General features: G+C 76.4%; 6 protein-coding genes. 2 read left to right on the forward strand and 4 right to left on the reverse strand.

Annotated elements, in window-relative coordinates; all coding sequences use genetic code 11:
- Positions 1-3,372: ATP-dependent helicase (locus tag DEF28_RS22315; protein WP_147280221.1), on the forward strand; the 3,372-nt coding region annotated here is incomplete at its 5' end.
- A gap of 1,033 nt (positions 3,373-4,405) precedes the next feature.
- Here DEF28_RS22315 and DEF28_RS22320 read toward each other — a convergent pair.
- The 4 genes from DEF28_RS22320 to DEF28_RS22335 all read right to left on the reverse strand — a co-directional run bounded on the left by DEF28_RS22320 (position 4,406) and on the right by DEF28_RS22335 (position 10,595).
- Positions 4,406-5,254, reverse strand: a complete 849-nt coding sequence (locus tag DEF28_RS22320) for an alpha/beta hydrolase (protein WP_158562900.1) — start codon at positions 5,252-5,254, stop codon at positions 4,406-4,408.
- Between the two features lie 751 nt (positions 5,255-6,005).
- Positions 6,006-6,668, reverse strand: coding sequence for a response regulator (locus tag DEF28_RS22325; protein WP_114399814.1), 663 nt, complete (start codon positions 6,666-6,668; stop codon positions 6,006-6,008).
- A 106-nt stretch (positions 6,669-6,774) separates the two neighbouring features.
- The gene (locus DEF28_RS22330) at positions 6,775-9,135 is read right to left on the reverse strand and encodes an ATP-binding protein (RefSeq protein WP_114399813.1); all 2,361 of its coding nucleotides are present in this window, start codon (positions 9,133-9,135) and stop codon (positions 6,775-6,777) included.
- Between the two features lie 158 nt (positions 9,136-9,293).
- A complete protein-coding gene (locus DEF28_RS22335; protein ID WP_114399812.1) occupies positions 9,294-10,595 on the reverse strand; it encodes an outer membrane protein assembly factor BamB family protein in 1,302 nt (433 codons plus the stop codon).
- A 528-nt stretch (positions 10,596-11,123) separates the two neighbouring features.
- On the opposite strand from DEF28_RS22335, the gene DEF28_RS22340 reads away from it, so the two are divergent.
- Positions 11,124-12,566, forward strand: a complete 1,443-nt coding sequence (locus DEF28_RS22340; protein ID WP_233515481.1) for a dipeptidase — start codon at positions 11,124-11,126, stop codon at positions 12,564-12,566.
- Positions 12,567-12,615: the final 49 nt, after the last annotated feature.

Here is a 12,615-nt window from a genome sequence, read left to right on the forward strand (position 1 = left end):
CCCTCGGCCCCCGTCTTCACGCCCGCCGAGCTCGCGCGCATGCTCGGGCAGCCGGAGCCGACCGCCGAGCAGGCCGAGGTCATCTCCGCGCCGCTCGGACCGGGCGTGGTCGTGGCCGGCGCCGGGTCGGGCAAGAGCGAGACCATGGCCGGTCGGGTGGTGTGGCTGGTCGCCAACGGGCTGGTGCGCCCGGAGCACGTGCTCGGGCTGACCTTCACGCGCAAGGCCGCCGCCGAGCTGGCCGACCGGGTGCGCCGGCGGCTCGACCAGCTCCGGGCGACCGAGCAGGTGCCGGCCGAGGTGCTGGACGGCGAGCCGACGGTCTCCACCTACAACTCCTACGCGGCCCGCCTGGTCGGCGACCACGCGCTGCGCGAGGCGATCGAACCGTCCACCAGGCTGATCAGCGAGGCGCAGTCCTGGCAGCTGGCCAGCCGGGTCGTGAGCAGCTACGACGGGCCGATGGACGACATCGACGTCGGGCCCGGCACCGTCACCGCCCGGCTGCTCGCCCTGGCCGGCGAACTCGCCGAGCACCTGCGCACCCCCGACGACGTACGCGGGGTCGGCGACTGGCTGCGCGACCGCGCGGCCGCCCTCACGCGCCGTCCGACGGCGGACACCCGCCGGCTGCTCGCGGTGCAGCGCAGGCGCGAGCAGCTGCTGCCCCTGGTCGAGCGGTACGCGGCGGCCAAGGCGGCCCGGGAGGTCATGGACTACAGCGACCAAGTGGTGCTCGCGGCGCGGATCGCCGAGCGCCACCCCGAGGTGGGCATGGTGGAGCGCGGCAGGTTCCACGTCGTGCTGCTGGACGAGTACCAGGACACCAGCCATGCCCAGCTGGTGCTGCTCCGCTCGTTGTTCGGCGGGGGCCACCCGGTGACCGCGGTCGGTGACCCGTGCCAGTCCATCTACGGCTGGCGGGGCGCCAGTTCCGGGAACCTGACCAGCTTCCCCACCGACTTCCCCGAGGCGCCCGGCCGCGCGGCGCGGGTGCGCCAGCTCGCCACCAGCTTCCGCAACGGCGAGCGCGTCCTGCGGGTGGCCCGCCACGTCTCCGAGCCGCTGCGGGCGGAAGCCGCCGACGTTCCGGTGCTGCACCCGGGTCCCGCCCGGCGCGGACGCGGCGCGGTGGCCTGCGGGCTCTTCGAGACCGACGTCGCCGAGGCCGAGTGGATCGCCCGCACCGTCGAGACGGTGCTGGCCCAGCCCGCGCACCTCGCGCCGGACGGCGACCCGTGGCCGGCCGGCGAGGGCGGCGGCCGGATCACCCCGGGCGACGTCGCGATCCTCTGCCGCAAGCGCGCGCAGTTCCCGGTGCTGCGCGCCGCCCTGGAGGAGCGCGACATCCCGGTCGAGGTCGTGGGGCTGGGCGGCCTCATGGCGGTCCCCGAGGTCCGCGACATCGTCGCCACCCTGCGGGTGCTGCACGACCCCACGGCCGGCAACGAGCTGGCCCGGCTGCTCACCGGTCCCCGGTGGCGCCTGGGCCCCCGCGACCTGGTCGCGCTCGGCGACCGCGCGAAGGAGCTCGCCGAGCGCACCCGCCGCGACCTGCGCACCGCGCCCCCCGAAGCGGACGAGGCCCCCCGGACCGCCGGGCCGGACGCCGCCCCGGACCCCGAGGGCGCCGCCAACGGGCCCGCGGACCTGCTGCGGCAGACCGTCCTCGACCTCACCGCCGAGAACGGCAGCCTCGTGGACGCCCTGGACGAGCTCGGGCCGGCCGAGCGCTACTCCGAGACCGGGCACGCCCGGCTCAGCCGGCTGTCGGAGGAGCTGCGCGGCCTGCGCCGGCTGGTCGGCCAGCCGCTGCCCGACCTCGTCACCGAGGTCGAGCGCGCGCTCGGGCTCGACATCGAGGTGGCGGCGCGGCCGGGCCGCGACCCGGTCGCCGCCCGCGCGGACCTCGACGCGTTCGTCGACGCCGCGGTGCGGTTCGTCGGCAACAGCGACGACCCGACCCTGGGCACCTTCCTGAGCTACCTGCGCTCCGCGGAGGATGCCGAGAACGGGCTGGAACCGGGCGAACGGGTCGGCGGCAGCGACACCGTCAAGCTGATGACCGTGCACGCCTCCAAGGGGTTGCAGTGGCCGCTGGTGGTGGTGCCGGGGCTGTGCGGCGGGCGGTCTCCGCTGTTCCCCACCAACGCCCGGGACTCCGGCGCCTGGCTGAAGCACGAGCAGAAGCTGCCGTTCCCGCTGCGCGGTGACGCGGCCGGGCTGCCGAAGCTGGCCGACGTCGGCAAGGACGACATCGCCCGGTTCGTCGCGGCGGACCAGGAGCGGCACCGGATGGAGGAGCGGCGGCTCGCCTACGTCGCCGTGACGCGGGCCTCCTACGCGCTGCTCTGCACCGGCCACTGGTGGGGCGGCACCGCGCGGGGACGGCGCGGCCCGTCGCCGTTCCTGGAGGAGATCAGGGAGGCGTGCGAGGCCGGCGCGGGACGGGTCGCGGAGTGGGTGCCGCCGCCGGACGAGGGGGCGGCCAACCCCCGGCTGGTCGAGGTGGAGCCGGTCTCCTGGCCGCCGGCCGGCGGCCAGGAGGGGGAGGCCGCGGAGCGGGAGCGGCGGATCCGCGCCGGGGCCGACCTCGTGCGGCTCGCCCAGGACGGCGCCGGCGCCGAGTGGCTGTCGCGGCTGGACCGCGCCGACATGCCGCCCGCGATGCGGCGGCGGCTGTCCGGCTGGCGGCGCGACACCGACCTGCTGCTCGCCCACCGCGACGGGCAGCCCTCCGGCGGCGACGGCACCGTCCAGGTGGAGCTGCCGGCGCACCTCACGGTCTCGTCGCTGGTGACCCTGGCCCGCGACCCGGCCGCGCTGGCCCGGCAGATCCGCCGCCCGCTGCCGCGCCCGCCCGCGCCGCACACCCGCCGCGGCACGGCCTTCCACTCCTGGCTGGAGCAGCGCTACGGCCAGCAGAGCCTGCTCGTCCCCGACGAACTGCCCGGCGCGGCCGACGAGGAGGCCGGCCCCGACGAGGACCTCGCGGAGCTGCGCCGCCTGTTCGAGGCCAGCGAGTGGGGCGCCCGCACGCCGCTGGAGGTGGAGGTGCCGTTCGAGACCATCATCGGCGACCGCCTGGTGCGCGGCCGCATGGACGCGGTGTTCCACGACCGGGCGCGCGGCCACTACGACGTCGTGGACTGGAAGACCGGCCGCCCGCCGGGCACCGGCCGCGAGCGCCGCGCGGTGGCGGTCCAGTTGGCCGCCTACCGGATCGCGTGGGCCGAACTGGCCGGCGTCCCTCTGCGGAACGTCCGGGCCGCCTTCCACTACGTCCGGGCCGGACTCACCATCCGTCCCGCCGACCTGCTGGACGCGGTCGGCCTGGCCGCACTGGTGGAGCGCCTTCCGGAGGCGGAGTGAGGCCGCGGAGACGGGGTCGGCCGCCGGGGCGGTGACGGCGCGCCGGGCGTGATGCCGGGCCTGCCGATCCGGTGACCGCCGAGCCAGCCGACGCGGCCGGCCGGAACGGACGCGCGAGCCGGTGCCGGACCCGATCCGGGTGCCGGACGTGGTACCGCGAGCCGGGACCGCGGTGCGGCGGCTGGTCGGTGCTCCCTCCGGACCCCCTGAGCACGCGCTGCCGGCTTCGCGGGTGCGCGACCACAACCGCGGTGAGCGTGCGCCGATCCTCGGGGGGCGGGGCATCGGCGGTGCGCCGTCCGCGGGGGAAAGCGCGGTGAGTCCCGGACGGCTCCGGGAGCGGCCGGCCGGAGGAGGTCCTGCCGCTGCCGACGGTCTCGCCGGGGCTGGGGGCCGGGCGCTCGCTGACGCGCCCGCTGGAGCGCACCGGCCGCTCCGACCTCCGGATTCCCGGCTGTCGGCCGGCGCACGCGGGAGTGCCGGTCACCCGCACGTGCGCGCGGCGTGGCGGCTGACCGCCTCGGCCCCGGCCAGGCGATCGCTGGGGCTGCTGCCCAGCGGCCGGGGACACGCGGTCAGCGGCACGGGAGTCCGACGCGGTCCAGAGGCGGGGCTTCCGTGCCGCGTGGTCGGCCGGACGGCGGGTTTCGGGCTGCTGGGGCCCCGCCCGGTCGGCCCGGTGCGTTCGCTGCCGGTTCCGGGGCGGGGTGGGGGCGGCGTCGACGGGATACGTGTCCGGGCCGTCGGTCGGCGGGATGCGGGACAGCCGCGGGTACGTCCTGGCCGGTGATCGCCTCATGGCCGTGGCGGCCGGTGGCCGTAGGGGAGCGACCGGGGTTCCACGGGCGGAAGCCGGCTGCCGGTCTCGGGTGGCGAGGCGGCGGCCTCGGCGCGTGCGGACGGCCGCTGCGGGGTGCTGGTCCGGGGGCGGGCGGGGTGCCGCTCCGCTGCCGCCGCTCCCGCCCCGGCTGGCGGGCGTGCCCGCTGGCGGTTCCGCTGGGCCGCCGTGCGGCGGCGGAGGTTCATCCGCGAATCAGGAGGCGACCAGCGGGACGTCGTCGTAGTCACCGAGGACGATCCGTGCCGTGTTGGTCAGCACGGCGCCACCCGGTTCGTAGTACTCCTCGTGGCCGCGCGCCCCGGTCGCGGCGAACACGCGGGCGCCGAAGCCGGGGGCGACGGGGTCGGCTCCGTGGCCGATCGGGCCCAGCCGGACGTGGGGGACGAAGCGGATCCAGTCGTCGGCCGCGCGGGTGGCCCAGACGCGGGCGTGCAGCTGGTCGGCGCTGTCCACGCCCATGCCGGGGCTGGCCAGCGCCACCACGTCGTCGGCCACGCCCGCCCGCAGGACGGCCCGGCCGCCGACCGCGGTGCCGTAGCTGTGGCAGACCAGTGTCACGTGCGGGTCGGCGGGGAGTTGCGCGCGGACGAAACTGACGAAGCGCACGAGCTCGGCGGCGCCCTCACGCGCCAGGCCGCTGGTGACGGCGCTGAGGTTCAGCGACTGCGGGGGCAGGTAGCCCAGCCACACGATCACCGCGACCCGGGTGTCCTGGCGCTGGCGCCGCGTCTCGGCGAGCAGGTTCACACCGTTGGTGACCGGGACGGTGCCGGGGTGCTCGGGGTTGGACCGGAAGTTGCCGAGGTGCTGCCCGCTCCCGGGGACGATGACCGCCACGTGCTCGGCCGTCGCGAGGTCGCCCAGTACCTCGACGATCCGCCCGGAGCCGGCCGGATCCTCGGCCAGCAGCTGGCGGCCGCCGGGCGTCGCGGCGGTGTAGTCCAGCGGACCCGGCACCGCTTCGGCGGCGGCCGGGCCGGCCGTGCCGAGCATCGTCGCCAGCAGCGCCGGCACCGCCAGTGTTCGGGTGAGTCGAGCCATGGCCGGAACGCTAGGAAGCGTGGAACCGCCTGGTCGTCGGTCCTGGGAGTGGTTCCGGCCCTGGCTCCGGGGAGCTACCTTCGCACGGCCAGAACCGGCATTCCGGCGCCGGGCCGTGCCCCCCCGCGGACCGGGTGCGGTCTCGGCCACGACGGTGGGACCGCCCTGCTTTCCCGGCCACCGCGGCCGAGCGCCGCACGCTGGAGGGCGGGCGGGAGCCCAGCGCGGCACGCTCGCCATGGAGGGGGCCGGACCGGACGGCGCGCGGCCGCGCGAGACGGCCGTAGCGCCCTCCCCGATCACCCTGCTCGGGCTCCTCCGCCACCGAACGAGGGGAGACGCACCTGAGTCCGCCGGGTGAGGTCAGTGAGGAGGCCGGTCCGGCGCACGGCCGGACCCGGCCGCGGGCGACGCGGGGTGCGGCCGCTCCGAGGCGAGCGGAACCGAGGAGCGCTCGCCGCCCGGCGGGTGGAGGTCGCCGCCGGCGTCGAGACTGCCGCCGAGCTGGCACCGGACGGTTCGGTGCCGCACCCGGAGCTACGCACCGCTGCCAGCCCGCGCCGGGCCCCGCGCCTGGGCGAGGAGTACGCGCGGCGGACCAGCCCGAGCGGCTGTGGAGCGGGGAAAGCGGCCGAGCGGCTGTGGAGCGGGGAAAGCGGCCGAGCGGCTGTGGAGCGGGAAGGCCACGCGGAGCCTCATCCGGGAGCGGCCCGACAGGCGGACCGGCCTCTGGAGGTCCGGCCGAGTGGACTCAGACCAGCCCGTTCTCGTAGCAGAAGACCACGGCCTGGGTGCGGTCCCGCAGGCCCAGCTTGGTGAGGATGCGCCCCACGTGCGTCTTCACGGTCTGCTCCGCGAGGTACAGCTCCTCGGCGATCTCGGAGTTGGACAGCCCGCGGGCGATCTGGCGCAGCACGTCCACCTCCCGCGGGGTGAGGTCGGCGAACGCCTCGGGGCGGCCCTGGATCCGTTCGCGGCGGCGCCGCGCGATGTCCGCGATCAGCCGCTTGGTCACCGACGGCGCCAGGAGGGCCTCGCCCCCGGCCACCACCCGGACGGCGGAGCGCAGGTCCTCGACCGGCGCGTCCTTGAGCAGGAACCCGCTCGCCCCGGCCCCCAGCGCCTCGTAGACGTACTCGTCGAGGTCGAATGTCGTGAGGACGAGGACGCGGGTGCCGGCGGCCGGATCGCCGTCGACGGCGGTGATCTCCTGGGTCGCGGCCAGGCCGTCGAGCACCGGCATCCGCACGTCCATCACGACGACGTCGGGCCGGCGCTGGCGTGCCAGCTCCACCGCCTCACGGCCGTTGGCGGCCTGGCCGACCACGCTGATGTCGGGGGCCGCGTCCAGCAGGGTGGCGATGCCGTCGCGCACCATGGCCTGGTCGTCGGCGACAACTACGGTGATGGGCACGGCGCTCAGCCTACGGCCTCGCCGGAAGAGGTGGTTCGGCACGGTTCGGCACGATCGGTGGGCCGGATCGGAGCTCTCCGGCCGGTGCCCCCGGCAGACCCGCCGGCTAACCCGTCGGCGGATCCGCGAGGGGGAGCCGGGCGTGGACCTCGAAGCCGCCGCCGGCGAGCGGCCCGGCGCTCAGTGCGCCGCCGAGCATGGCGACGCGCTCCCGCATGCCCACCAGGCCGTGCCCGCCGGAGTCGAGGTCGGGGGCGGCGGCCGGGTGGTCGGTGCGGGAGTTGCGCACCCGGACGACGAGCAGGTGGTCGGCGCGGGACACCTCGACGTGCACGTCGGCGCCGGGCGCGTACCGCCCGGCGTTGCTCAGGGACTCCTGGACGATGCGGTACGCCGACAGGCCGATCGCGCTGGGCAGGTCGGCGGGCGGGGCGGCGAGCTCGACGGTCACCCGCATGCCGGCCTGCCGGGCCCCCGACACGAGGTCGGGCAGCTGTTCGAGGCCCGGCTGCGGCGCGCGCTCGGCGCCCTCGCCGTCGGCACGCAGCAGGCCCACCACGCGCCGCATCTCGGTGAGCGCGTCGCGGGCGGTGTCGCGGATGGTGTGGAACGTCGCGGTGGTCTCCGGGGTGAGGCCGGGGTACTTGTAGGGGGCGGCCTCGGCCTGGATGGCGATGAGCGACATGTGGTGCGACACCACGTCGTGCAGCTCCCGCGCGATGCGGGACCGCTCCTCCAGCACGGCCTGCCGCGCCCGGTCCTGGCGGCGCAGCGCACTCTCCTGCGCGAGTTCGCGCTGCGCCGCGTGGCGGGCCCGCACGTTGTGCCCGTAGGCGAGCACCGCGACCGCGACGGCCGCCAGCCACAGGGTCTGGAGGAGCGGAGTGCCCCACAGCAGACTCGCCGCGAGGAGGTCGAATACCACGGTGACCGTGCCCACGCCGACGGTGATCCGTCTCGGGTAGCTGATCGCCACCAGGTACAGCACCACCGGCAGCGCCAGCAGGACGGCGACCGGCCACGGCCACATGATGGTCGGTGACAGCGCGCGCGATAAGGAGGCGGGCAGTGGTTCGCCCCCGCCCACGAGCGCGGCCAGGAAGAGCAGCGCGAACAGGCCGATGGCCATGAACCGCCACGTCAGCAGCGGCGAACGAGGGAGCACGGCGAGCGGCAGCCCCAAGGCGAGCCCGAACACCACCGCCACGGGGGCGCTGGCCGAGAAGAAGGCCACGATCTGCACCGTGGCCAGCGAGGCCACCGCGGCGCCGACCGCGAACAGCACCAGCCACGCGAGGAACTCCCGGGTGGAGGCCGGCCGGCGCGTGCCGCCGGCTCCCTCGCCCTGCGCGTCCGCGCCGCCGTCCGCCGCCCCGGAGTCCGCTGGCCCGGCCGGCAGGACGAGCCAGAACAGCAGGTAGAGCACGCCTCCGGTGAACCCCAGCAGGCAGCCGGCCGCGAAGAGCACCCGCAGAGCGGCGGCCCGCCGCGGCGACCCGCCGGCGAGGGCCTGGCACACCCCGGCCACGAGCCGTCCCGCACGCGGGCGGCGCGGGTGCTCGGGGAGCCGGATCGGACCGCCGGGCCGGGCCGTCGGGGCCCGCCACAGCGCGTCGAGGACGCCGTCCCACACGGGGATCGGCGCCCGCCGGCGTTCCGGCCGGACGTCGTCATCGGAGGCAGGGCTCCACCCCGCGGCCGCCTCGCGCCGCATCCGGACGTTGTCTCCCGCGATCAGCACCACGGCGGCCACCACGATGCTCCACACCAGGACCGCCGCGTCGGCGTCCGCGACGGCCCCCGAGACGACCACCATGGCGGCGGTGCAGCCCCCGACACCGGCCACCACGTGCCGGGGGTACTGGGTGCCCACGGCGAACAGAAGGGGCAGGTAGCAGGCGATCGCGGCCAGGGGAGGTTCGACGAAGGCGGCCGGGACCAGCCGCATCCCGACCAGCACGGCGGGCAGTATGGCGGTCAGCCACCGCCAGGCCGCCAGCGGACTGCGGCCCACCAGGGCGACCGGCGGCCCCAGCAGGAGGGCGGCGGCGAGCGCCACCGTGACGGGCAGGCCCTGCGCGAGGGCCTGGGCGGTGTTCAGGGCCGTGACGGCGGCGGCCGTCAGCGCCAGGAAGAGCTGGCGGTTGGCGCGGTCGCGGCCGTGTGCCTCCGGGCGCCGGGCGATGCGCACCAGCCAGATCACGGGATAGGCGAGCGCCGGCAGGAGCAGAGCAACGAACAGCAGCCGTACGAGAGCGGGCGACCGGCCGCGGCGGTCCGCGATGCCGGCGCAGATGCCGCCGAGCACCGCCCGCGGGCTGGTCTCGGCGGGGAGCGTGAGCCGGGGCAGCTGGGCCGGGGGTGTCCGGACGGCGTCGCGCAGCGCGCGCCGCACCAGCCGGGTGACGGTGTGGGCGCCCTTCGCCCCACCGCCCGCCGTGTCCGCTGCCTGCTGGTCCTCGCCCATACCGCCCGATCCGCCCCGCTGGCCCGCGGCCCCGCCGCGGCCGCCTGACATGCTCAGACTAGGCGGGCCCGCGGGCGCTCGGCCGTCCATCCACAGGGTGACCCCAGGTGGCTCCGGAGTAGGGGGTGGCCGCGCGGGCCGGGCGCGCCCGCCCCTAGCTAGGAGACCGGGTCGGCGGGGTGGTGGACGCTCAGGTTCCTGCTGCCCTCGTCCCAGACCAGCGCGGCCGAGGAACTCACCGCGTCGGGGGCGGTTCCGGCGTCGTCGTGGACGAGCGCTCCGGTGGCCGGGTCGATGACCACCGTCGCGTCCTCACTGGACACGTACATCAGGTCGCCGTAGGCCGCGGTGGGGGTGCCGGTCCAGGTCGCGCTGGTGTCGGCGGGCAGGCGCCACAGCTGCTGTCCGGTGGAGGAGTCCAGGGCCAGGGCGCCCTCGTCGGGTCCGGCGCACACCACGACCGTGGCGGAGGCGTCCTCCATGCAGCGCGTCTGCTCGGTCAGGCCGTCCTCGGTGGCCGGGGCGGCCTCGCCGGTGCCGGAGCGCAGCAGGCGGGGGCTGTCGCCCTGGCCCTCCACGTTGACGTAGGGGCCCACGGTGGTGGTGGTCATCAGGGGCGCGTCCAGTGTCGTGGACCACCGCTGCCCGGCGTCGGTGATGCCGATCCCCTGGAAGACCTGGGCGTCCTCGGTGAAGAGCACGCCCGCCAGGGTGTCGCCGTCCGCGCCCATGATGACGAAGCGGTCGTCGTGCCACAGGGTCCGGCCGCTGCGGGTGTCGATGGCCAGCGCGCCCGTCATCATCCGGTCGCCCATGAGCCGCAGGGCCGCCGTCTGTTCGTGCACGGCCTCGACCGTGGCGGAGAGGGCGCCGTCGTCGGTGTCCCAGTCGGGGAGTTCCACGAGGTGGCGCCAGAGAACCTGGCCGTCGGCGGCGTCCAGGGCGATGACCTCCAGCGCGTAGGGCCCGCTCTCCCCCTCCCCCGAACGTACCGCGTGCGCGGTCAGGACGGCAGGTGCCGCGTCCTGGTGCGCCACGGTGGGTCGGCCCACCGGCGCTCTGCTGGCCGCACGCGCCTCCAGCTCGGCGGCCTCGGCTTCGGAGAGCTGCCCCGGGTCGGCCTCCGCCACGGTCCACGGTTCGTTGAGGGGGGTGTGCTCGGTGTCCGCGCGCGCGGTCCGGTCGCCGGTGGCGGTGTCGAACACGCTCACGCCGCCCTCGTCGGCGACGAACACCGACTGTTCGTGCAGGACCGCGGGGCGGTCCTCGCCGGGGCCGGTGTCCAGCTCGAAGGCGGGTTCGGGGGCGAAGGCCAGCGGCGGGGCGGGTTCCTCGGCCGTGGTCTCGTCCCGGGTGTCGTCCGCGGTCTCGGTGCCGCCGGGTCCGGCGCATCCGGCGACGCCGACCGTGAGCGCGAGCGCGGCCAGCGCGGCCAGCGCGGTGCGGGGGGACTCCCACATGCGGGTCTCTCCTGAGCTGTCGGGCCGAGGGCGGTCCGTCGCAGCCTCCCCGGGGCGGGGCACCACGGGTGTGTGCCGGGAGGGTGTGCCCGGTTCCCCGCCGGGGGCGGCGAAAACAACGAAAGTGTCAAACCGCATGATAGCGGCGGGTCCGACCTGGTTTCACGGGCGGGGCAACGGCACCTGGGGCCTGGCGCCCCCGCTGTACCGCCCCGGGCGGGTCCCCCGGGGAGGCCGGGCCCGTGCGCGCCGCCTAGTAGATCGCGTTCGTTGGTTCGTGGGTGGGCCAGAACCGCGCTGATCAGGACGCTTCCGGCCCGGTAATGGGCGGGCCTGCCGGAACGGGTCACGATCGCGCGGTCGTGCGTCGAGGCGGGGCGCGGGGGCCGAGCGGGGATCGGCGCCGGGACGCCGTTCGGCCGCGCCCGGGATGACGACCGGGCCGTTCCGCGTTGCGCAATGGAGGCGGCCCGCTGTACACAGACCTCGGCGGGCCCGCCGCCGGACGAACCGACGAGACGAGGAGCCATTCCCTTGACGGAGGACGTGCGCGCGTACATCGAACGGCATCGCGGTGAGTTCGTCGCCGGCCTCAAGGAGTGGCTGGCCGTTCCGTCCATATCGGCGGATCCGGCCCGGGCCGACGACGTCCGCCGGTCGGCGGAGTGGCTGGCCGCGCACCTCACGGCGACGGGGTTCCCCACGGTCGAGATCTGGCCGACCGGCGGTGCGTCCCCGGGTGCGCAGGCCTCCGGCGCACCCGCCGTCTTCGCCGAATGGCCGGCGGCCGATCCCGACGCGCCCACCGTGCTCGTCTACGGGCACCACGACGTGCAGCCGGTCGACCCGGTGGAGCTGTGGGACGGCGACCCCTTCACCCCCGTCGAGCGCGACGGCCGGATACGGGCCCGCGGCGCCTCCGACGACAAGGGCCAGGTCCTCTTCCACACCCTGGGCCTGCGCGCCAACCTGGCGGCGTCCGGCGCGGCGGCTCCGCCGGTCACCCTGCGGCTGCTGGTCGAGGGCGAGGAGGAGTCGGGCTCCCCGAACTTCGGGGCGCTGCTGCGCACGCACCGCGACCGGCTGGCCTGCGACGTGGTGGTGATCTCCGACACCACCATGTGGAGCGCCGACACCCCGTCGATGTGCGTGGGCATGCGCGGCCTCACCGACTGCCAGATCGACGTCCACGGCCCCGAGGCCGACCTGCACAGCGGCTCCTTCGGCGGCGCGGTACCCAACCCGGCGCACGCCCTCGCCGCGCTGCTCGCCGGACTGCACGACTCCGACGGGCGGGTCGCGGTCCCCGGCTTCTACGACGACGTCGTCGAGGTCTCGTCCGCCGAACGCGCCCTCATCGCCAAGCTGCCGTTCGACGAGGCCGCCTGGCTGCGCACGGCCGGCAGCACGGCCGCCGCCGGCGAGGCCGGCTACAGCACGCTGGAACGCGTCTGGGTCCGCCCGACCGCCGAGGTGAACGGCATGTGGAGCGGCCACACCGGTGCGGGGCCCAAGACCATCGTGCCCCGGTCGGCCCACGCGAAGGTGAGCTTCCGGCTCGTCCCCGACCAGGAGCCCGCGCGTGTCCAGGCCCTGGTCCGCGAGTACGTCGCCGGCGCGCTGCCGCCCGGGCTGCGGGCCACGGTCACCTTCGCCGGGCCCGGGGTACGGCCCTGCGCCTCCGACATCGGCTCGGCCGCGGTGCGGGCCGCCCGCGACGCCATGCGGCGGGCCTTCGGGACGGAGGTGCTGTTCACCCGCGAGGGAGGCAGCGGCCCCGAGGCCGAGATCGCCGACGTCCTCGGCGCTCCGCTGGTGTTCCTCGCTGTCGGCCTGGACGAGGACCGGATCCACGCGCCGAACGAGAGCGTCGACGTCGCACTGCTGCTCAAGGGCGCCGAGAGCGCCGCCCACCTGTGGAACGAGCTCGCCGCCGTGCTCCGGCCCGGCGGAGCTGCCGGGAGCCCGTGACCCGGTCGCGGCCGGGGGAGCGGCCGCGCGACGGCCGCTCCCCCGGGCC

It is taken from the genome of Marinitenerispora sediminis (assembly GCF_003336425.1).
GTDB classification, from domain to species: domain Bacteria; phylum Actinomycetota; class Actinomycetes; order Streptosporangiales; family Streptosporangiaceae; genus Marinitenerispora; species Marinitenerispora sediminis.

What these genes read in the sequence shown, in the direction of transcription:
- DEF28_RS22320 (WP_158562900.1), bottom strand. Translation starts at nt 5,254, where the DNA reads ATGGCTCGACTCACCCGAACACTGGCGGTGCCGGCGCTGCTGGCGACG.
- DEF28_RS22330 (WP_114399813.1), bottom strand. Translation starts at nt 9,135, where the DNA reads ATGGGCGAGGACCAGCAGGCAGCGGACACGGCGGGCGGTGGGGCGAAG.
- DEF28_RS22335 (WP_114399812.1), bottom strand. Translation starts at nt 10,595, where the DNA reads ATGTGGGAGTCCCCCCGCACCGCGCTGGCCGCGCTGGCCGCGCTCGCG.